Origin of the sequence: Rodentibacter sp. Ppn85 (genome assembly GCF_001999335.1) — a bacterium.
Classification (GTDB): Bacteria; Pseudomonadota; Gammaproteobacteria; order Enterobacterales; family Pasteurellaceae; genus Rodentibacter.
The window spans coordinates 1-22,790 of record NZ_MLHS01000018.1; the positions used below are offsets into that span (position 1 = coordinate 1).

At 39.6% G+C, this 22,790-nt stretch carries 19 protein-coding genes; 5 read left to right on the forward strand and 14 right to left on the reverse strand.

Annotated features, from left to right (window positions below; all coding sequences use genetic code 11):
• Positions 1–28: 28 nt before the first annotated feature.
• From lpxM to seqA, 7 genes are read right to left on the reverse strand one after another with little or no spacing between them, the layout of a single operon-like run.
• Positions 29–985, reverse strand: a complete 957-nt coding sequence (gene lpxM, locus BKL51_RS03570; protein ID WP_077465371.1) for a lauroyl-Kdo(2)-lipid IV(A) myristoyltransferase — start codon at positions 983–985, stop codon at positions 29–31.
• Between the two features lie 35 nt (positions 986–1,020).
• A complete protein-coding gene (locus BKL51_RS03575; RefSeq protein ID WP_077465372.1) occupies positions 1,021–1,788 on the reverse strand; it encodes a TSUP family transporter in 768 nt (255 codons plus the stop codon).
• 27 nt (positions 1,789–1,815) lie between these two features.
• Positions 1,816–2,676: a penicillin-insensitive murein endopeptidase gene (gene mepA, locus BKL51_RS03580; protein WP_077465373.1), complete on the reverse strand. Its 861-nt coding sequence runs from the start codon at positions 2,674–2,676 to the stop codon at positions 1,816–1,818.
• A 42-nt stretch (positions 2,677–2,718) separates the two neighbouring features.
• Positions 2,719–3,792, reverse strand: a complete 1,074-nt coding sequence (gene aroC, locus BKL51_RS03585; RefSeq protein WP_077465374.1) for a chorismate synthase — start codon at positions 3,790–3,792, stop codon at positions 2,719–2,721.
• 18 nt (positions 3,793–3,810) lie between these two features.
• The gene (gene mscK, locus BKL51_RS03590; protein ID WP_077465375.1) at positions 3,811–7,155 is read right to left on the reverse strand and encodes a mechanosensitive channel MscK; all 3,345 of its coding nucleotides are present in this window, start codon (positions 7,153–7,155) and stop codon (positions 3,811–3,813) included.
• Between the two features lie 11 nt (positions 7,156–7,166).
• Positions 7,167–8,543: an o-succinylbenzoate--CoA ligase gene (menE, locus tag BKL51_RS03595; RefSeq protein ID WP_077465376.1), complete on the reverse strand. Its 1,377-nt coding sequence runs from the start codon at positions 8,541–8,543 to the stop codon at positions 7,167–7,169.
• Positions 8,530–9,189 carry a replication initiation negative regulator SeqA gene (gene seqA / locus BKL51_RS03600; RefSeq protein WP_077465377.1) on the reverse strand — a complete coding sequence of 220 codons (660 nt, stop codon included), beginning with the start codon at positions 9,187–9,189 and terminating at the stop codon, positions 8,530–8,532. The genes menE and seqA overlap by 14 nt, the downstream gene beginning before the upstream one ends.
• Before the next feature lie 69 nt (positions 9,190–9,258).
• On the opposite strand from seqA, the gene BKL51_RS03605 reads away from it, so the two are divergent.
• From BKL51_RS03605 to fur, 3 genes are all read left to right on the forward strand, one after another.
• Positions 9,259–10,044: an alpha/beta fold hydrolase gene (locus tag BKL51_RS03605; protein ID WP_077465378.1), complete on the forward strand. Its 786-nt coding sequence runs from the start codon at positions 9,259–9,261 to the stop codon at positions 10,042–10,044.
• 100 nt (positions 10,045–10,144) lie between these two features.
• The gene (gene fldA / locus BKL51_RS03610; protein WP_077465379.1) at positions 10,145–10,669 is read left to right on the forward strand and encodes a flavodoxin FldA; all 525 of its coding nucleotides are present in this window, start codon (positions 10,145–10,147) and stop codon (positions 10,667–10,669) included.
• Between the two features lie 24 nt (positions 10,670–10,693).
• Positions 10,694–11,143: a ferric iron uptake transcriptional regulator gene (gene fur, locus BKL51_RS03615; protein WP_077465380.1), complete on the forward strand. Its 450-nt coding sequence runs from the start codon at positions 10,694–10,696 to the stop codon at positions 11,141–11,143.
• A 55-nt stretch (positions 11,144–11,198) separates the two neighbouring features.
• Here fur and BKL51_RS03620 read toward each other — a convergent pair whose 3' ends face one another.
• Both BKL51_RS03620 and BKL51_RS03625 read right to left on the reverse strand, forming a co-directional pair.
• Positions 11,199–12,758, reverse strand: coding sequence for a peptide ABC transporter substrate-binding protein (locus tag BKL51_RS03620; RefSeq protein ID WP_077465381.1), 1,560 nt, complete (start codon positions 12,756–12,758; stop codon positions 11,199–11,201).
• On the reverse strand, positions 12,751–13,155 hold the full coding sequence (locus tag BKL51_RS03625) for a YbaN family protein (protein WP_077465382.1): 405 nt from the start codon (positions 13,153–13,155) through the stop codon (positions 12,751–12,753). The genes BKL51_RS03620 and BKL51_RS03625 overlap by 8 nt, the downstream gene beginning before the upstream one ends.
• Positions 13,156–13,269: 114 nt before the next feature.
• Here BKL51_RS03625 and prlC point away from each other — a divergent pair, with 114 nt between their 5' ends.
• On the forward strand, positions 13,270–15,309 hold the full coding sequence (gene prlC / locus BKL51_RS03630) for an oligopeptidase A (protein ID WP_077465383.1): 2,040 nt from the start codon (positions 13,270–13,272) through the stop codon (positions 15,307–15,309).
• Between the two features lie 105 nt (positions 15,310–15,414).
• Here the strand turns inward: prlC and BKL51_RS11935 are convergent, their stop codons facing one another.
• From BKL51_RS11935 to fabB, 4 genes are all read right to left on the reverse strand, one after another.
• The gene (locus BKL51_RS11935) at positions 15,415–15,921 is read right to left on the reverse strand and encodes a hypothetical protein (RefSeq protein ID WP_198930105.1); all 507 of its coding nucleotides are present in this window, start codon (positions 15,919–15,921) and stop codon (positions 15,415–15,417) included.
• Between the two features lie 273 nt (positions 15,922–16,194).
• Complete coding sequence (locus tag BKL51_RS03645; RefSeq protein ID WP_077465385.1) at positions 16,195–16,947, reverse strand: SMI1/KNR4 family protein; 753 nt, start codon at positions 16,945–16,947, stop codon at positions 16,195–16,197.
• Positions 16,944–17,738: a hypothetical protein gene (locus BKL51_RS03650; RefSeq protein ID WP_077465386.1), complete on the reverse strand. Its 795-nt coding sequence runs from the start codon at positions 17,736–17,738 to the stop codon at positions 16,944–16,946. Before BKL51_RS03650 ends, BKL51_RS03645 begins: the two co-directional genes overlap by 4 nt.
• A 68-nt stretch (positions 17,739–17,806) precedes the next feature.
• Complete coding sequence (fabB, locus tag BKL51_RS03655; protein WP_077465387.1) at positions 17,807–19,027, reverse strand: beta-ketoacyl-ACP synthase I; 1,221 nt, start codon at positions 19,025–19,027, stop codon at positions 17,807–17,809.
• Positions 19,028–19,216: 189 nt separating this feature from the next.
• On the opposite strand from fabB, the gene mnmC reads away from it, so the two are divergent.
• Positions 19,217–21,226 (forward strand): bifunctional tRNA (5-methylaminomethyl-2-thiouridine)(34)-methyltransferase MnmD/FAD-dependent 5-carboxymethylaminomethyl-2-thiouridine(34) oxidoreductase MnmC, encoded by a 2,010-nt coding sequence (gene mnmC / locus BKL51_RS03660; RefSeq protein ID WP_077465388.1) that lies wholly within the window; start codon positions 19,217–19,219, stop codon positions 21,224–21,226.
• A 69-nt stretch (positions 21,227–21,295) separates the two neighbouring features.
• On the opposite strand, the gene araA is transcribed toward mnmC, so the two are convergent.
• Positions 21,296–22,783 (reverse strand): L-arabinose isomerase, encoded by a 1,488-nt coding sequence (araA, locus tag BKL51_RS03665; protein WP_077465389.1) that lies wholly within the window; start codon positions 22,781–22,783, stop codon positions 21,296–21,298.
• Positions 22,784–22,790: the final 7 nt, after the last annotated feature.

Here is a 22,790-nt window from a genome sequence, read left to right on the forward strand (position 1 = left end):
TACGTCAGCCCCTAAAAAAATATAAATATTAATCATAAAGATCTTCGCCATCCTTACGCGTTCTTAATAATTGTAAAATCCAAACATATTGCTCCGGGGCTTGGGCCACAAAAGATTCGATTTCTTCATTCATTGAGCGAGCTGATTTTTCGGGTTCATCGCTCAGCATCATAGCAGGATGAATTTCCATTTCATATTTACCGTTTTTTGCGTTATAACGGGGAAACATTGGAATCACAACGGCTTTAGCAAGTTTTGCCATTTTATTTAAACCGGGCAGTGTGGCTTTATATGTACCAAAGAAATCGACAAAGACACTTTGCTCCGCTCCAAAATCTTCATCAGGCAAGTAATACCCCATTTCCCCCTGACGAACACTCGTCAAAAAAGGTTTAATTCCATTTTGACGAGCATGCATTTTTCCCCCAAAACGTTGACGAACCATTGTCCAAAGCCAATCCACTAAAGGATTACGATGCGGATTATACATAGAAGTCATCGGCATTCCGTGAGTATGTAAAATAATACCGGAAGCATCAATCGCCCAGCCGTGCGGTACCATTAAAATAATGTTATGTCCCGCTTCCCTTGCTTTTCGGATATGCTCAATACCAATAAATTCACTACGTCTTTGTAGATGCGCTTTAGAACGGACGGCAATTTCACCAATACCAAACATAACTTGCGCAACGATCGCAAACATTTTATCAATCACTTCCTCACGCTGCCGTTCAGTCCAATCAGGGAAACAATAAGTCAAATTAATTTGGGCTCGTTTTCGTTGTTTTCTTGCCTTATATCCAATCCATATACCTAATTTTGCCGCAACTTTATCACGTACACGAAAAGGCACAAATGCCAATAAAAGCAAAAAGAAAATACCTAACCAAATACCCCAGTATTTCGGTTTTAAATACGACCACGAAAAATACGGCTCATAGCCCACTCGTGCGGTTAAACGTAAATTTTGTTGAGAATCTGTCATAATCGCTAAAAAACAATGGCGGAATTGACCGCACTTTAAGAACTAAACCATCCTTGATCGTATGCCATTTTTGCCGTCATTAACAATGACATTATAACTACCATAGGGCGAATAAATGTTTTTCCTTTCGTCATCACCATTCTCGCACCGATATTTGCACCAAGAATTCCCCCAGCCATCATCACAATACCTATAGTCCATGAAATTTTCCCACCGGCAAGAAATAACATAAAAGACGCAAGGTTTGAGGTAAAATTCATCACTTTCGCATGCGCTGTCGCTTTAGTTAAATTAAAACCTAATAGCGTCACACAAGCCAAACTCATAATAGAACCAGTTCCCGGCCCGAAAAAACCGTCATAAAAGCCTAAAAACGGGCTAATGATCACGGCAAAAACAATATAACTTAAGCGTTGTTTACAATCTTGTGCCCCTAATTTAGGCGTAAAGAGAAAATATAACCCGATAGCTAAGATTAAAAACGGTAAAATTTTCTTGAATACGGATGTATCTAGCATTTGAATCAAGATTGTTCCCAATGCTGAACCAATGAAAACACACAGCAGGATAAACCAAAACTCCCGTAAATTGACCGCTCTTTTCCTTAAGAAATACAAACTTGCAGAGAAACTGCCTCCAATCGCTTGCAATTTATTAGTGCCTAGTGCTAATGCCGGCGGCATACCGGTCATTAACAATGCCGGAATAGTAATTAAACCACCACCTCCCGCAATCGCATCAATAAATGCCGCCACAAATGCCACTATAAACAAAATTGCTAAAACTTCTATGCCCAATTCCATGTTATTTTCTCCGCATTAAATTTCACTTTACTCCAACCACTCGCTTCGATTCGGAGAATTCAACAGTTGTTGGCACAAGAAAGGTTCAGGTGGAATTACTTTCGGTTTGCTTGATCCCGTATTGGGTTTTACCGGTTCAAACCAAGAATAAAGTTCTCCACCACAGCCATCTCCTGTCGGAACAGGAGATTGATCTTCACAATATGCCGCGTCAGCCGGACATTTTAAACGAACATGAAAATGTGAATCGTGCCCAAACCAAGGACGAATTTTGCGTAACCAACCACGATCATTGCCTGCCGTTTGACATAGCTTTAATTTAATTGCCGGATTCACAAAAATACGGGCAACCCCATGATCCTGAGCGGCAAGTTTAATCAGTGCAGTATGGTTGTTATGCCATATACGATCATCAACACGCTGCGCTTTCCTATCAACCACCAACAAGCCTTTTCCATCTGAATTTAACGCATCTGCCTCCGACATCTCGCCCATGCGTAACCAAATATCCGCATCCAATCCCATCTGATGACTTGCATGTCCGGTCAAGAAACGCCCACCACCCGGCATCGCAATATCGCCCACCAGCATTGTCGGTAACCCCACAGCTTTCACTCTTTCTCCCAAACGCTTAAGGTAGTTAATCATCTCCGGATGTCCGTAATAGCGGTTACGATTCATACGGATCACTTGATAACCTTCACCTTTTGCCGGTAAAGCTTCGGCTCCGATAATACAACCGTTGGAATAGCTTCCGATTGGCTGTGCTTTTCCGTTTTCACTAGGAATCGGACGCTTAATTTTTTGCCAATCTTGAGGGGAAGCCTGAATAGATAAGGAAAAAAGTGCGGTCAAAACAACCGTTGTTTTTAATATTATTTTATTCATTTTTTAGCTTTTGATTTTGTGTAGAAACAAACAAGGAAATGTTTATCGACACTGCGCCTTAAAACGTAACAAATGATCCAATAACACAATCGCTACCATAGCTTCCGCAATCGGCACGGCACGAATCCCCACACAAGGATCATGACGACCTTTGGTTACCACTTCCACAGCTTCACCGGCAAGATTCACAGAACGCCCCGGAGTAGTAATGCTTGAAGTAGGCTTTAATGCAATTGTCGTAATAATAGGTTGGCCTGAACTAATACCGCCTAAAATTCCACCGGCATGATTACTCTCAAAACCGTTCGGAGTCATTTCGTCGCGATGCCGGCTACCACGTTGTTCCACCACTGCAAAGCCGTCACCAATTTCTACCCCTTTTACGGCATTAATGCTCATCAGGGCATGGGCAAGATCCGCATCAAGGCGATCAAATACCGGCTCGCCTAGTCCTAACGGTACATTTTCAGCTATTACGGTGAGCTTCGCACCGATGGAATCCCCTTCTTTTTTGAGTTCTCGGATCAATTCATCAAATTTTTCAACCGCATTTTCATCGGGGCAAAAGAAAGGATTACTCTCCACTTTTTCCCAATCAATCTTATCTACAGTTTGCGGGGAAATTTTTACATCGCCGATTTGACTTAAAAAACCGCGTACTTCAATACCGAATTGTTCCCGTAAATATTTTTTAGCAATCGCCCCGGCTGCGACTCTCATGGCCGTTTCACGTGCGGAAGAACGTCCGCCGCCACGATAATCACGAATGCCGTATTTTTGCTGGTAGGTAAAATCCGCATGCCCCGGACGGAAACGATCTTTAATTTCACCATAATCTTGAGAACGTTGATCGCCATTTTTGATGATCATTCCGATACTCGTTCCGGTAGTTTTTCCCTCGAATACACCGGATAAAATTTGAATTTCATCCGCTTCACGACGAGGAGTGGTATAACGTGAAGTTCCCGGTTTACGGCGGTCTAAATCCGGTTGAATATCCGCTTCGGACAACGCCATATTAGGTGGAACACCGTCCACAATACAACCGAGTGCAATACCGTGCGACTCACCAAAAGTTGTCACGCGGAAAAGTTGTCCTATTGTATTACCTGCCATATTTTACCTCTCATTTTTCTACGACTTTTTCTTAGATAATGTTGTTGTATTGACATCAACGAAAGGAATTTCTTCACCCGTATCGTTATTTTTAATAAAGACATCAAGTTGATTGAACGCAATATCAATATTATTTTCGGCAAAAAGTTCATTAATACGACGATTTAGTGCATCTACGGTGTTGGTTCGTTCAGAAAGCTGACCGACGTAAATGCGTAGCTCGTGATCTAAGGTACTCGCACCAAAAGCCAAGAACAATGCTCTCGGCTCGGGATCTTTTAACACTGCCGGTTGCTCGTTTGCCGCCTGAAGGAGTAATTTTTTCACTAATTCTAAATCCGAACCGTAAGCTACTCCGACAGTCACAACCAAACGGGTCATCGTACTGGAAAGCGCCCAGTTAATCACTTGACCGGTTACAAAAGACTTATTCGGAACAATCACTTCTTTTCGATCAAAATCAATCAAGGTAATCGCACGAATACGAATTTTCGCTACCGTACCGCTTACCCCATTAATCGTTACAGTATCGCCCACACGGATCGGACGTTCAAAGAGCAAGATAATACCGGAAACAAAATTTGCAAAAATTTCTTGCATACCGAAACCAAGCCCTACAGAAAGTGCGGCAAATAACCATTGTAATTTTGACCACGACATTCCCAATGTGGCAAACGCCCACGCTCCGCCTACCGCTACAATCACATAGGTTAATAAAGTCGTGATGGTATAAGGCGTACCTTGCGACAATTTCAAACGAGAGAAAAGCAATACTTCCAAAATACCTGAAATATTTCTTACAAGAACATAGGTGATGCCTACTATAATAAGTGCTACAAGTAAATTAAATAAAGTAATACTTTCCGAGACATTTGCTCCATCCACCACCGAGATTTGTTGCCATAACGTAATATCACGCAAGTAACTTGCTACCGTCACAAGATCCGACCAGATGAAATAAAAAATCGCAAATAATGCCGACCAAATAAATAAATCTGCAAACCGTAACAATTGACTTCTTACTTCATTTAACGCCAAGCTTTCTTCTTGGTCCGAGATCACAACTACATCATCTGAAGGTACGCCATCATTAAATTCTTCCAATTTTTGACGGCGTTTTTCCATAAGACGGCGATGTGCTAAGTGGCGTGATGATACCGTAATGCCGCGATAAATGACATTGCGTAAAATAAACCAAATACACCAAACGATGTAAGAATTAATGATATGTTGAATTAAATTCAGTGCAGTATAGTAATAACCGAGTACAATCAACAAAATTAAACCAATGGGAACCGACTGTAACAAGATCTGAATAGTTTTTACAATCACATTATTGCGTTCCGCTTGATTTTCTTCATAGGCGCGAAGGGCGCGATTAAAGCGAGGTGCAATAATCACTGTACAGAAAATCAAAGAGGCAATCGTATTGAGTTCGCCTAATACATCATTTGCTAACCCATTATCCACTACATTACTAAATACCGACGTATTTAGTAATAGAACAACGGCAACAATGATACGTTTTACCACCCCCCGGAATTTCTCGGCATCTTCTTGAGCAAATCCAAAATGGCGTACGAAAATTCCGTTTGGACGATAAATCGCAAACCACACATTGAAAAACCACCAGTATCCTGCCATACGGAATGACCAATCCCAAAATTCCTGTGGATTACGGAAGAAGAAAAAGCCTATCATCTGACAGATTGCAAGAAACCAAAGTGTACCGGATAAATTAAGCAGCCCCGTTAAAATCAGCGCCATCGGTGTATGCCACTGGCTATCGGCACGCAGGGTATTAATTTCGCCATTAATCATAGCCAAACGTTGTTTAATAGCTGGTTTGAATTTAAAAATCGCACCACCAATCACAATAAGAAAAAATACATAAGTCAGCAATGAAGGCAAATTATCATAATTTGTAGGAAAACCGAGATGTTTTACCATCCCATCAAATTGCTCCTCCAATGACCTTGGCAACACTTTCAACCAATCCAAATTAATCGGATTATTACTTTTTACCCAGAAACTTTGTTGATCAAGTTTCGACTGAATTTGATCACTGATTTGTGTGATTTGTTGTTGTGTTAATTCTAAAGAAATCGCCAAATTTAGTTGATTATTTAATGACTTAATCAAGTCAGAACCCATTTTTCGGCGTTCGGTAAGCAAAGTGGTTAATTGTGTTTTTTCCGTATTGGTAAAAGTTTGATCTTTATTAAACTCTAGTTTTTGAATATAGGCATCAAGATCATAGAGCTCATTACGACGTTGTGTAATATCAAAAATTTGTACCCGTAAATCAGCAATTTGTTTTGATAACCCTTGAATATTTAGATTCGTAGGCAGTTTTTGTTTTTGTTGCTGAATAATGCGGGAGAGCACAAGGGTTCCCTGCAATGCACTGATCTGTTCATCAATCGTACGTTGAGTTTGTGTTAAGTTATCCAATACATTACGCATTTTCAGCTCGTCTTGCGTTAACGTATTTGTTTTTTCCGTTTGTTCCAACAAAAACTTGCTGAGTTGCGCATTACGATCCAATTCTTTTTGAATGTAATTATTTTTAACCGCACTTTGTTGCTGCTGTTGTACCTGTTCAACTTTATCTTGGCTTTTTGCTAAATTTTTCTGATTAATCGCCTCTTGAATTGCCGAAATCTGCTGTTGTTGAACTTGTTGTTTAACACTTAATAAGTCATATCGGCTTTTATAAAGTAAAGAAAGCTGATCGCTATTTTTTAGCAAAGTTTGGCTATAAACATTTTTTAGTTCAATTAGTTGCAATTCTAACTGATATTGCTGTTGCAACGTTGTACTTATCGTATGTTCGGAAAGTTGTTGGTTTAAAGTTTGCGTGCGTCTTAAATTATTCGTTAGTGTGGTCTGTGCACGTTCCGAAACTCCGCTTTGCCCCGCCATTAAGGCATTGGCGGCACTTAATGCTATCTGATTCTCTTGTTGCTGATTATTCAGTTTGTCCAGTTCGTCTTGTAAATCCTCTAAAGACACCGAAGCGTAGTCATCTACCTTGGCTTGCTCTAAATTTTTTTTAAGATTTTGTAAATCCGTATTATTTTTTTGAATTTCCGTATCTGAACGACTAAGCGTACTATCTAAATCATCATTATTTTTTTGTTGATTTCGAATTTGTTGTAACAAATCCAGGGAAACCTGCAACTCACTGATGCGTGTTTTTTTCGTTTCGGCATCATCTATTTTTTGTGCCGCAGACAAATCCGCTTTTAGGCTTTGTTCTGTCGGGAGTGATTTTTCCTGCTCTGCAATAGCTGATTGCGTAAGGGCGAAGCCCACTATAAAACTCACTGAAAGTGCGGTTAAAAAACGAGGTAATTTCATATTTTTCCTATTTATTCTATTCTCGATACCAGCCATTGCGCTAGTGCTTTACGTGAAATCTTAATTGCCCCCTGCTCCAAATCCTTTGGTAGAGGATAATATTCAACGGGTTGTTTAAAACGTGCTAGATGCGTTTGTAAAAAAATACGCAACATTTCGACCGCTCTTTCAGTGAACTGTTCATAAAATTCAAGAACTGCAACAGGCCTCGCACCAAATTCGGTATCCGACTTCGGTAACACAAAAACTTGTTTGACCAATCCCGAGCCTAAAATCACTTTTTCAATTTCTTCCGGCTGAATATTTTCACCGCCGGAAATAAACATGTTATCTAAACGTCCAACAATCACCAATTCATTATTTTGCCAAACGCCTTTATCTTTGGTTTGTAGCCAACCCTGCTCATTCACAAGCGGAATAATCGTACCATTTTTCCAATAGCCCATAGCAAGGCCTGCACCTTTTAGCCAGATTTCACTATTCACGAGCTGAAATTCCCGTTCTAAAAGCGGTTGCCCCACGCCCATAAAACCATCTGACCGTTTGGCAAAAGTAGTCGATGCCATTTCCGTCATACCATAACCACTATAGGAGGAAATACCATATCGCCGGATAGCCCGGGTTAATTCCACTGAAATATGAGCCCCACCTAATAAAATATGCTTCGTTTTAAAAGTTGCTTGGGGATGCTGCATAAGATAATCAAGCAAACGTTGAAGCTGTGTGGGTACTAACGACACATGTGTTGTCTGTAATAATGATTCATAAAAATCGCTCTGCGGAAAACGTAGCTCGGCACCGCAAAACAACCAGCGCCACACTATACCTTGACCCGAAACATGATACAACGGCAAGGATAACAACCAAGATTGCGAAGAATCAAAGTGCATTAATTGACACACTCCACGGGCATTATCCAAATGAGCTTGCACATGATGCACCACCGCTTTAGGCAAGTCGCTTGAACCTGAAGTGAGAGTCATGGTCGCCGGACGAAAAAAATCCGCCTGAGGAAGCCCTACGGATAAATTTCCACCTGAAATACCCTGTAAATCTTTATCAAACAAGCATAAATCAATGGCGTATTCACGGCATAGCTCAGTGATTTTTTCTAGTGGAAATGCCGGATTTAACCCAAGAATTTTTGAACCTAACTGAATAGTCGCAAGGTAAAGAAAAAGAATCGCCTCGGAATTTTTACCACAAAAAGCGACCGCACTTTCCGATGAGATACCACGTGCTTGCAAGAAAGCGGCCGTTTCGTTGATTTTTTGCTCAATCTCTCCCCAAGTAAAAACACCGCCTTGCGATGAATATAAAGCGATTTTTTCACGGCATTGAGGATCATTGGCAAAAATTTGCCAAGGAAATAATTTAGTTGCTGACAAAATAGGTACGTACTTCGTTAATGAGGTCTTCCGGCAAATCCATTGATTGCATTGCGCCTTCGAGCATCAACATTTTTCTACCGCTGTTTGTATTCGTTATCACCCAGTACGGCGTATCCGGAATTTGTTTTGGCTTGGTATGATTGCCCGCCATCAATAATGTTGCCTCATCACGCGCAAAATAAACACGGGTACGCCCTTGTAGGAATTCCGTCGCCTGTGCAAAACTTTCCGGATCGGTGCGGTAAAGTACGCGTAAAATTGCTAAAAAACGCACAACTGCTTTGCTTTCTTCCTGAAATTCTGTGGAACTTAATAAAGCTCGAACTTTATTTGTTATTTGATTAACCGCCGTCTCCGATTGTTTTTTCACGGTTTTTGGTGCGCTAGACTCAACTTTTTTTAATGCAGATTCAGGCTGAGCTTGAGGAATGTTCGCTGACATTGCCTTTGTTAAAACATTACCGGATTTAACAACCGCACTTTCATTAATCGTATTATCAAAAGAAACAAAATCCAGTGTGTTACTTGAGTTAGCCGGTAAATTGAGCAAACGGCGAAGAATATCGGAAGCACTTTCACCAATTGATTGAGTTTGTCTTGCAATGTATTGATATAATTCTTCATCCACTTCAATTATCTTCATTTTTATTTCTCCGTTTGCTAAAATTTTCGATCATTATAACGATTTTTCAATTAATTCTCACGCAAAAATATGTATCATCCTCAATTATTAAACTTTCAACTTCACCAGGCAAAACAAGCAACTAATCAACCAACTTTAGTTTTTATTCACGGTTTATTTGGTGATATGAATAATCTTGGCGTCATTGCCCGTGCATTCAGTGATGATTACGATATTCTACGTGTTGATTTACGCAATCACGGACAAAGTTTTCATGCCGAATCAATGAATTACACTCTTATGGCAGAAGATCTCTTTACGCTTATCCAATATCTTAACTTAAAAAAAATCATTTTGATTGGTCACTCCATGGGAGGAAAAACGGCAATGAAACTGACCGCACTTCACCCTGAAATTGTCGAAAAATTGGTTGTCATAGATATCGCACCGCTCCCTTACGGTCAACAAGGGCACCAGGATGTTTTTAAAGGTTTGTTTGCCGTGAAACAAGCCAAACCGGAAACACGTCAACAAGCGAAGCAAATTTTAGAACGAGAAATCAATGAACCGAGTGTAGTTCAATTTATGCTGAAATCCTTTGAGCCAAGCTTGCCTGAATTTTTCCGTTTTAATTTGACCGCACTTTTCAATAATTATAGCCATTTAATGGATTGGCAAAATGTTAATGTGGCGCTGCCGAGTTTATTTATTAAAGGCGGAAATTCCCCTTATATTAAACCGGAAGATGCAGAATATATTTTACAGCAATTCCCTAATGCGACATCATTTACTATAAACGGCTGCGGACATTGGGTTCATGCGGAGAAACCCGACTTTGTTGTTCGTGCCATTAATAGGTTTCTAAATAAGAATTAATTGGTTTAAATGAGAATTAGTTTATGATATAGTCTGCACAGATTGCAGGGTTTTTGCCCCCATTTTGTGTTTTTTTAAAATTTTTCAAAAGGAAAGAAAAATGGCAGTAGTGGGTCTATTTTATGGTAGCGATACTGGTAATACAGAAAATGTCGCAAAAATGATTCAAAAACAGTTAGGTAGTGATTTAGTCGATATTCGTGACATTGCAAAAACTTCAAAAGAAGATATTGAAGCCTATGATTTCTTACTTTTCGGGATTCCGACTTGGTACTATGGCGAATCTCAAGCTGATTGGGATGATTTTTTCCCAACCTTAGAAGAAATTGATTTCACTGATAAATTAGTAGCGATTTTCGGTTGCGGCGACCAAGAGGACTATGCAGATTATTTCTGTGACGCTATCGGTACGATACGCGATATTATAGAACCCCGAGGCGCTATCATAGTAGGTAATTGGTCAACGGAAGGTTACACATTTGAAGCTTCAAAGGCCCTTCTCGAAGAAGGTACGTTTATCGGTTTGTGTATTGATGAAGATCGCCAACCCGAACTCACTGCTGAACGAGTAGAAAAATGGTGTAAACAAATTTATGAAGAAATGTGTTTGGCGGAACTCGCCTAGCATCATACATAAAAGGGGAACTTTATGTCAGAAGAAAACATTAAATTGCTCAAAAAAGTGGGCTTAAAAATAACCGAACCACGTTTAACTATTTTAGCCTTAATGCAAAATCACAAAAATGAACATTTTTCTGCAGAAGATGTATATAAAATTTTGTTAGAAAAGGGCAGTGATATTGGTCTTGCTACGGTTTACCGTGTGCTTAACCAATTTGACGAAGCGCATATTTTAATTCGTCATAACTTTGAAGGAAATAAATCGGTTTTTGAGCTTGCGCCAACAAAACATCACGACCATATTATTTGTGAAGACTGTGGCAAAGTATTTGAATTCTCCGATAACCTTATCGAGCAACGCCAAAAAGAGATTAGTGAACAATATGGTATTAAATTAAAAGCCCATAGTTTGTATCTTTACGGGAAATGTAGCGATATTGAAACATGCGAAGAAATTGTTAAGAAAGACGAAAAATAATTCTCAAAAGAAAATACCCACTTAAATATTAAGTGGGTGCTTTTTTGATTACGTTTTACTCTACTTCCACTTTTCGCCATAAATGCTTGCTGTAGATCGCACCAATAGGATTTTTTTGTACTCCCATTACTGAAGAGGATATATAAACAGCCGTTGTATATTGAAACAGAGGCAATACTAAATTTTCCTGTTGGATAATTTCACTTAATTTTAAATAAATTTCCGACCGCTCTTTTTCCGATGTGCTTTTTAGTGCCTGTTCAAAAAGCTGATCATATCCGGCATTGGTATAACCGCTCTTGTTGTCCGGGCTTTTTGAGTAAAATAACTCTAAAAATGCCATAGGGTGATTAAAATCACCACACCATCCGGAACGAATTAATTGGAAATCACCTTTATTCCGTTTTTCCTGCAATTGCTGCCAACTCATCGGCTCGTCCACTACACGTAATAAGTCCGACTCCGATAATTGTCTCGCTAAGCGATTTGCAATATTTTGATGCAATGAAGTATCGTCATGAGTTAATCGTAAAGTCAACGGTTGCTTTTCCGTAATATGGCTTTGCGCCAACAACTGCTCCGCCAATACGGGTTCCCAACGTGAATTCTGTCCTTGTAACATAGCTTTTGGTAAAAAATAAGAACTTGGAATGGAATACGGCATTTCATTATTTGTAATACCGGTAACGGAAATAAGAGAAGCGATCGCTTTTCGCACTAAAGGATTAGCCAGCTTAGGGTCGAGCAAATTAAATTCGTAAAAATAACCGCATAATTGGGGAAAATATTGGATGTTTTCCGTTTTTTCCCGTACAGACCAAATAATATCCAATTCGCTAATCCGTTTAGTATCATAAGGTACATAATCCACTTGTTTAAATGATACTTTATCCTTTTGCCAATAATACGGATTTTTCACCAAGTGAACCCCTTTTTCATCGCGCAATGAAAGCGTGTATGCCCCGTTTGATACGAACAAACCCAAATCGTGATATTGCGGCAATAACGCAATGTGCGCTAACATCTCAGGCAAATAGGGGGTAGGTTTATCCAATGTTATTACTAAAGTGCGGTCATTTTCAGCTGAGATTCCCAAATCTGTTAACGGCTGTTTTTTTTCCAAAACAGGTTTCGCTCCTTTCAAATTTAAATACTGCAAATAAGCTTTAAGCGGACTTTCGGATTGAGAGAGGGATTGCCAAGAGAGAACAAAATCTTGTGCAGTTAAAGGCGCACCATTTGACCATTTCAGCCCCTCACGTAAAATAAACGTCCAATTTTGATTATCTTGGGTTTTCCAGCTCTCTGCCGCCGCCGGAACAATATTACCTTGCTCATCATAAGCCGTTAGTCCTTCAAACAGATCCCGAATAAGAGAAAGCTGTTCTTCCTCTTTCACTTGCCAAGGATCTAAAACTGCATTGAATTTTATGCCACGTATCAGTTTTTCACGATTGTTTTTAGCCGGTGGCTGTTCTACTGGAATAGTAGATTCAGACTGAGATTGAGGTAACGTTGGATTATTTAGATTATCCTTATCACAACCACTTAGTAGCGTAAAAATAACCGCAAAAATAACCGCACTTTTCAGATGTACAGGGAAAAAATTATTCATTTTCCATCCTTTCTCTTTGTACGGAATCAACTTCTGATTCTTCCTCAGTTTTAATCCAAAATAAGAAAAACCAATACTTCACAACAATTAATAAGGCAATAATACTTCTGCCCACCACACTGGGAGTAAAATAAAAGCCGATTAATAACATTAAACTGGCAAACGCCAAAATAACTATTTTTGTTTTTTTACTCATTGCTCGGCGTTCATTAAAAGACTTCAAATGTTTTTGATAGATAGACGTACCAAGAAACCAGGTTTCTAAACGTGTTGAGCCTTTCGCAAAGAAAAACAACGTCAGTAAAAGAAACGGAGTGGTTGGCAAAAGCGGAAGAAAAATACCAACAATACCGAGCGCAAGAAAAATAAAACCAAGCAAAATATAAACGTATTTCATAACATTCCTAAATAATTTAAATGCGAACCATTATTGCTGATTTTTTAGATTTTTCAACCTTGATATTATAGAATTCACCGTCATATACAGAACAACTTAAAAAAGGAAATATCTATGTCAAATCCATTACTCAATATCCAAGGGCTACCACCTTTTTCACAAATCAAACCGGAACATATTCAACCTGCGATTAAAAAACTTATTCAAGATTGTCGTGACACAATAGAACAAGTCTTAAATCAACCGCACTTTACTTGGGAAAATTTTATTTTACCTTTAACAGAAGTGAGCGATCGTCTAAGTCGGGCTTGGTCGCCGGTTTCCCATTTAAATTCGGTAAAAAACAGTCCTGAATTACGCGAGGCCTATCAGGCTTGCCTACCTCTACTTTCCGAATATAGTACTTGGGTTGGTCAGCATAAAGGACTTTATAATGCGTATTTAGCCCTCAAAAATAGTTCCGAATTTGCCACTTATTCCGTGGCTCAAAAAAAAGCGATTGAAAATTCCTTACGGGATTTTGATCTTTCCGGTATTGCTTTATCGCAAGAAAAACAAAAACGTTATGGTGAAATTTCAACAAGATTATCCGAACTAAGTTCACAATTCAGTAATAATGTGCTTGATGCGACTATGGGTTGGGAAAAAGTAGTTGAAGATGAAACGGAGCTAAAAGGGCTACCGAAATCCGCACTGCAAGCGGCAAAACAATCCGCTCAAAGTAAAGGATTAAAAGGCTATCGCTTTACTCTTGAAATTCCAAGCTATTTGCCGATTATGACATACTGTGAAAATCAAGCATTGCGCGAAGAGATGTACCGTGCTTACGCAACCAGAGCCTCAGAACAAGGACCGAATGCCGGCAAATGGGATAACAGTAAAATCATGGAAGAAATTCTCACTTTACGCATAGAGTTGGCAAAATTACTCGGTTTTAATACTTACACCGAACTTTCCCTTGCGACTAAAATGGCGGAAAATCCGCAACAAGTGTTGGATTTCTTAGATAATTTGGCGAAACGCGCCAAACCACAGGGTGAAAAAGAATTAACGGAGCTTAAGGTTTACAGTGAAAAAGAATTTGGTATCACAAACCTTGAACCTTGGGATATTGCTTTCTACAGCGAGAAACAAAAACAACATCTATACGCCATCAACAATGAAGAACTTCGTCCCTATTTTCCGGAAGATCGTGTGATCTCCGGCTTATTTGAACTGATTAAACGCATTTTCAATATCCGTGCGGTAGAGCGTTTTGGCGTAGATACCTGGCACCAAGATGTGCGTTTCTTTGATCTCATCGATGAAAATGATCAATTACGCGGCAGTTTTTATCTTGATCTCTATGCCCGCGAAAACAAGCGTGGCGGTGCTTGGATGGATGATTGCATAGGTAGAAAACGTAAACCGGACGGTTCCGTTCAAACACCCGTGGCATATTTAACTTGTAACTTTAATGCACCTATTGGTGATAAACCGGCATTATTTACCCATGATGAAGTCACCACGCTTTTCCACGAATTCGGACACGGTATTCACCATATGCTCACACAAATTGACGTATCTGATGTGGCAGGCATTAACGGCGTGCCTTGGGATGCAGTGGAATTACCAAGCCAATTTATGGAAAACTGGTGCTGGGAAGAAGAGGCTTTGGCATTTATTTCCGGTCACTATGAAACGGGAGAACCTTTACCAAAAGAAAAATTAGTACAACTATTGAAAGCAAAGAACTTCCAAGCTGCGATGTTCGTCTTACGCCAACTTGAGTTCGGAATTTTCGATTTCCGTTTACATCATACTTTTGATCCGGAAAAAGCAAACCAAATTCTCAATATGCTCAAAGCCATCAAATCACAAGTTGCAGTGATTAAAGGCGTAGATTGGGCAAGAACACCGCATAGTTTCAGCCATATCTTTGCCGGAGGCTATGCCGCAGGTTATTACAGTTACTTATGGGCGGAAGTGCTATCTGCCGATGCATTTTCACGCTTTGAGGAAGAAGGGATTTTCAACCCAATCACCGGAAAATCCTTCCTTGATGAAATATTAACCCGTGGCGGTTCGGAAGAGCCGATGGAACTTTTCAAACGCTTCCGAGGCCGTGAACCGCAGCTAGATGCTCTGTTAAGACATAAAGGTATCGTAAATTAATCAATAACCAACAAAGCCCTGAATTTTCAGGGCTTTTCTATAGATAAAGTGCGGTCATTTTTTAAAGAGATTTATCTTTACTCTGACACATCGTCTTCATTAATCTCAACGAATTTCACGATCACAACATAAACTATTCCATTTATACAGAAAATCTTTTGTGTTTATAAGTTTAATAAAACATGGGAAATATTTTCTTGTTTTTTTCTTTATCAACTCGGCTTCTAAGAAATATTTTTCTGTTGTGATTGATTTATCAAGCTTAATAAATTCCAGTTCATATTCTTTAGAATTGATCATAGTACATAACTGAGAAAAATCCATAAATTTCCTAATCGTAAAAAAATGTTTATTAAAAAAGCGAATATTATGAAACATACCTATTTCATAGTTGTATTCCATATCAGAATCATGATGGTTAAAAACAATGCAAGATTTATCTGTTTTCAAATGCTTTCCGGATTGATTTTCCGGATGCGTATTGCATACCACAAACCCATCTTCAAATTCAAAACAAACCTTGTTATCTACCACCTGAATACCTGTACACAAGCAATCATGTAACGAAATAATATTCGGAATGGTTTCTTGTTCAATATGTATAAAATTCATTTTTATTGCTCATTAATATATGGGATTTTACACGACGTTCTCATTAAATAATGATTTAGAAGGTTTGCCCCGTTATAACGCATTAAAAAATCAATATAGTTTGTGGTAAAGAAAACCCGATCTCAAGCCTCAAGTGCCGCAATGTCATCTTGCATCATCACATAATCCGTTTCATAAATCTTAGTTAAAGCACGTTTATCACGCTTATCCAAACGAAGTTCTACATATTCTAAATCTTTAAGATTTAATCCTAACCTTTTAAATACATCAAACTCATATAAGTGACTGCAATAACATGGTAAAACTTTCCACAATGCATTCCGGTTCATCTTCTATATCATAGAGAAATTCTCCCTCATCATCACAGAATATTTCAACGTCAAAAAATAGAATTTCCCCTTTTGGCGAAAGAATTAATAAATCTCCGGCAAGCGTTTGAGCGATCGGTAAACCGTAACCATAATTTGGCACATTGTTAAAAATTTCGCTTAATCGAAGCTCCCGATTATCAGTGACTAGGTTATAAAAATAGTCAATTTCAATCTCGTCATTAAATACGCAAGCAACCGGCGATCCACCGTTATAACGCAGTAAAAAATCACGATAATCTTGGGGTAATGAAAAACCGATTTGTCGTTCTAACATACTTATATCGCCCACTGTCACCTTGTAAGGATTATTATCATGCGCCTTATTGTTCTTAGATTTATCTTGTATTAAGGGCGTATTTTTTATTTTATAATTCCGCCAACCAAAATAGAACGAGACGATACCCAATAAAAGGGAAATAACCAAAACCGCCTCTCCTCCGGCTAAGTTATAAATTACGCTGATCGGTCGCCACAGAACAATCTCTTTTTGTTCCGCCTCCGCCTGAAGGATTTGATAATAGCTAACACCGCCTATTGCCCAACAACATACCGCCCAGAAAAATCCGATGAGCAAAGGTAACATTTTTGATGTCGATAATTTGTCGAGATACATATAACGTTGAACAAATTGCGGATTATGTACAGGATGTTTCATCGGTAAACCTCCTGCACGGAAAGCGGAAGTTTCACTTTATCGAGGGATAATTTTTCTGTCGGTTTTTGTAATAAAAAAACACGATGCTTTTGCTTATCAACAAAAGCAGCCTGTGTTTTACCATTATGCGAAAAGTGCGGCTGAAATTCTACAAGAATTTTGCCTTTAAATTTTTCATCGTGCAACAAGGTTTTAATATCAAATGCCTGTCCAACCTCGGCTATCGGATTAGGGTGATAATTAATACTAATGGCATATCGATTATTATCTAGAACTTCCTCAATTTTCACCCAAAACCTATCTCGCACTGTGCCACCCTTTTGGACTTTTACAAAATATTTTGTACCAAGTTCCGGTGTGGCATCATAACTATCCCATAGGCTAGTGAGAATATACCAATCTATTTTCTCGCCTTTTTGCACTTTGTGATAGACGGCATACCCCATCCCTCCTACCACTAAAATTACTATCGCAAGCCAAATTTTTGCGCCAACTGTAAAACGCCAAGTGCGGTCAAATTTATCGGTATTTTGGCGTTCCCGTTTAAAAAAACTTTCCATCTCCAAAGTCCAATCAACCGTGGCAATAGGTTCATTACCCTTTTCACGAGCAAATACACCGGCAAGTTTTGGTGAGGTTCGATCGATAAAACCACGGTATTCCTCATAAGAATAAAGGCTCAGTACCATGGTTTCGGTTTGGTTTGATAGCGGGCAACGCAAGTGATTGACACGAACTTCACGCACTAATTTAAAATTATGAAAGTGTGATTCATAAGCAGAAAAAATCATAGTGAATATCCATAAAAAAATCGCGCGGATATTGCTACCGTGCGATTTTTCTTTTATTAGTATTTCAATTAACCGTTGTAACGTTTAAATATTAAGGTTGCATTCGTACCGCCAAAACCGAAACTGTTTGACATCACCGTGTGCAAACCTGCATTTTCTTTGGTTTCTGTCACGATATTGCAACCTTCCGCCACTTCATCCAAGGTTTCAATATTAATGCTTGGAGCAATAAAATCATTATCCAGCATTAACAATGTGTAAATGGCTTCATGCACGCCTGCCGCCCCTAAAGAGTGGCCGGTCATTGATTTAGTGGAAGAAATTGCCGGTATATTTTCACCAAACACATTTTTGATTGCGCCCAATTCTTTCACATCACCAACCGGAGTTGAAGTGCCGTGAACATTAATGTAATCAATTGGAGTATCCACTGTTGCCATAGCCTGTTTCATACAGCGTTCCGCCCCTTCGCCGCTAGGTGCAACCATATCATAGCCGTCTGAAGTTGCGCCATAACCCACGATTTCCGCATAAATTTTTGCACCGCGAGCAAGGGCGTGTTCTAATTCTTCCACCACCACAACCGCACCGCCACCGGCAATCACAAAACCGTCACGGTTGGCATCATAAGCACGAGACGCTTTTTCCGGCGTATCATTATATTTCGTGGAAACCGCTCCCATTGCATCAAATTCAGTGGCACATTCCCAAGATAACTCTTCCGCACCGCCTGCAAACACAACATCTTGTTTACCTAATTGAATTAATTCTAGTGCATGACCGATACAGTGTGCCGAAGTCGCACAAGCCGAACTAATCGAATAGCTCACACCACGGATTTTGTAAGGTGTAGCAAGACAGGCAGAAACACTGGAAGCCATGGTTTTTGTTACCGCATAAGGGCCGATTGCCTTCACACCGCGCGGACCACGCGCCGCATCACAGGCAATCAATTGATTATGCGCAGATCCCGTACCTGCCCCGATAACTAAACCGGTACGATCATTTGATACCTGTTCTTCCGTTAATCCCGCATCTTCAATTGCTTCACGCATAGAAAGATAAGCATAAGCCGCCGCATCGCCCATAAAACGATACACTTTACGATCAATATGTTCGCTTGGATCTAATTTAATCGTGCCTGCAACATGACTACGCATTTTCATCTCAACAAATTCAGGCACAATTTCAATACCCGATTTTCCTGCTTTTAGCGAGGCAAGCACTTCTTGTTTATTGTTACCGATACTGGAAATAATACCAAAGCCTGTAATAACAGCTCTTTTCATTGCTTCTTCCTTTTTGTTTCATATGTCAAAATAACGGCTCAAAACTACTACGAAATAAAAATATTTCAAGTAATAATTCATTTGTTCGACCAGTTAGGCGCGGTAAACCCCAACAGAGCTAACAAATTTCAATAACCCTTAAAATTCCGTTATTATAAGTCAATTCAATAATGCAAGAAAGGAATAAAAATGCTCGCCGTTCAGTATGCAGACATTCATTTTAATGAACAAAATACTCCTATTTCCAATCAATTTGACGATGTTTATTTCTCCAATCAGGATGGATTGGCAGAAACGGATTATGTGTTTTTACAAGGTAATCAATTATGGGAACGTTGGCTCACTTATGAAAATGCTCATTTTGTGATTGCCGAAACTGGCTTCGGCACAGGGTTAAACTTTTTTGCCGCCCTCCAATTATTTCGAGAATTTCGCCAAAAATATGTCAATTCGCCTCTCAAACGCCTCTATTTTATTTCTTTTGAAAAATATCCGCTAAAACCGATCGCACTTCAGCAAGCCCATTCGACATATCCGCAATTTGTCGAATTAAGCCAACATTTACAACGTTACTGGCACGCACCGATTAAAGGCTGTCAACGCATTCATTTTGATGAAACCTCCCTTGATTTATGGTTTGGGGATGTAACAGAAAATTTACCGCAACTTGGCGATTATATGAACGAGCATATTGACGCTTGGTTTTTAGACGGATTCGCACCAAGCAAAAATCCGGATATGTGGAACGAAAACTTATATGCCCAAATGTATCGGTTCACCAAAGCGAATGGTACTTTTGCCACCTTCACCGCCGCAAGTGCGGTCAAAAAAGGGTTAGAATTCGTAGGGTTTGAGGTAACTAAACGTAAAGGTTTTGGCAAAAAACGGGAGTGCCTAAGCGGGCAAAAAACACAAGCAAAACCGACCGCACTTTCAGCGCCTTGGTATTTACCCCAACCGGCCGCGCTGAAAAAGCAAGACATTGCAATTATCGGTGGGGGCATTGCCTCACTCTGTACAGCTATTTCATTACTTCAACGCGGATCCGAGATCACTCTTTATTGTGAAGATGAGCAACCCGCACTCAATGCTTCCGGCAATAAACAAGGGGCGTTTTATCCTCAGCTTAGCGATGATAATCCTCTTACCGTACATTTTTATCTTCATGCCTTCTCCTACGGCAAACAATTACTTGATTGGGCGATAAAACAAGGTATTGAATTTGAACATGAATTTTGTGGCGTGGCATTGTGTGCCTATAATGAAAAAAGTGCGGTCAAATTGGAAAAAATTGCCCAATTAGACTTGCCTAATGAAATATTTGAAATGCTCAATACTGAGGCATTAAGCGAAAAGGTCGGCTTACCGCTTTCCTGCGGCGGTGGGTTTATTTCTCAAGGTGCATGGATTGCACCTCGCCAATTTGTACAAAATACCTTTTCACTACTTGAAAAATGTGGCGTAAAGATCAAAACTTCACAAAAAATTACCGCACTTTCCCAAACCCAATCCGGTTGGCAAGTGCATAATAGCCAAAATGACATCGCCGAGCACGAGGTTGTGATACTCGCCAACGGCTATAAAATTACTGATTTTGTTCAAACAGAAAAACTTCCGCTCTACCCCATTCGCGGACAAGTAAGCCAAATTCCCACTTCCGAAAATTTACTGAAACTTAAGTCCGTACTTTGTTACGATGGCTATCTCACTCCGGCAGATCACGCTAAAACCAGCCATTGTCTTGGCGCAAGTCATATACGTGATAATACGGTTCGTCACTTTAGTGAACAAGAACAACGGGAAAACCAACAGAAACTGCAACAAAATATTGCTCAAAGTTGGACACAAGATGTGGATACCTCGGGCAATTTTGCACGAATAGGCATTCGTTGCTCCGTGCGAGATCTCGCTCCAATGGTGGGAAATGTCCCCAATTTCCCCCGACAACGCGAAGATTATAACAATCTCTTTAATCTCCGCCGCCGTAAGCAAGTGATTCCAAGTGCGGTCAATTTTCCCAACCTTTTTCTGGTTGCCGCATTAGGATCACGTGGATTAACCTCCGCCCCTTTATTAGGCGAAGCTTTAGCATCATTAATTTACGGCGAACCCTTGCCTTTAGGGGAGAAGATTATGCAAAACCTATCCGCCAATCGTTCTTGGGTAAGAAAATGGTTAAAAGGCTCGGAGGTGAAATAATTCTTTCCTTAAAAAAGCCTATCTTCCAAATGAAAATAGGCTTTCTTTTAAGAAAATAGAGGCGAAAAATTATTTATAACTTAATTCATTCCAACGCAACTCATTTTTTAATTGAGAAAGTTCTGTATTTTCATTGATATGAATAAATTCAATGTCAAAATATTCTGCAAACATACGTAACATATCGGCATCCACATCTAAGCTAAATGCACTATGATGCGCACCGCCGGCTAAAATCCAAGCTTGAGTTCCCACATCAAAATTAGGCTTAAGCTGCCAAAAAGCGTGTCCAACCGGTAAATTAGGCATTTCTTGCGGTTTTTCTACCACATCCAAATCAGCCACAACCATACGGAATCGATTTCCCATATCAACAATGGTTGCGTTCACCGCACGACCGGTTTTTGCCGTGAAAATCAAACGGGTTGGATCTTCTTTGCCGCCGATACCAAGCGGTTTTATATCTAAAAGCGGTTTATCATCAGTGATGGAAGGGCAAACTTCCAACATATGCGCGCCAAGCACCACTTCATTATTTTCGGCTAAATGATAGGTATAATCTTCCATAAAGGAACTTCCTTTCGGCAATTTATATCCCATTACTTTTATTGCCCGAACCAACGCAGCGGTTTTCCAGTCTCCTTCACCGCCAAATCCATAACCTTGTTGCATTAAACGTTGTACCGGTAATCCCGGCAATTGTTTCATATTATGTAGATTTTCAAATGTATCCGTAAAGGCTTTAAAACCTCCGTCATCTAAGAAACGTTTTAGACCCAATTCAATTTTCGCCGTATCAAAAAGTGCGGTACGTTTTTCACCGTTTTTTTGTAATTTAGCACTGATTTGGTATTCTTTTTCGTACTCTTTAACCAATGCCTCCGCATCTTCATTAGTGACGGCATGAATACTTTCAACCAATTGATAAACACCATAACCGTTAACGCTGTAACCAAATTTGATCTGGGCTTCAACCTTATCTCCTTCAGTGACAGCAACTTGCCGCATATTGTCTCCAAAACGTGCGATGCGTAAATTTTTTTGATCATAAATCGCAGCTAAAACTCGTTGCCAACGATTAATTTTTTCTAGCACAGCGGCTGTTTTCCAATGTCCCACAACAATGGTTCTGGCTTTACGCAAACGGGATACCAAGAAACCAAATTCACGATCACCATGTGCGGTTTGATGAAGGTTCATATAATCCATGTCAATCTCGTTCCAAGGAATAAATTGATTAAATTGGGTATGAAATTGTAATAATGGTTTGTTTAACCGAGTTAAACCCGCAATCCACATTTTTGCCGGTGAAAACGTATGCATCCACGCAATAATTCCGACACAGTTATCTTGGTTATTCGCCGATTGACAAATAGATAGAATTTCTTCCGGTGAAGTGGCTAATTCTTTTAGCTTAATCTTGATAAACGGATTTTGTTGATTCAAATACTTTGTGATTTGCTCGGCGTTTTGTTTCACTTGTTGCAATGTTTTATCACCGTATAAATGTTGGCTTCCTACAACAAACCAAACCTCCAGATTTTTAATAAATTCCATAATCATC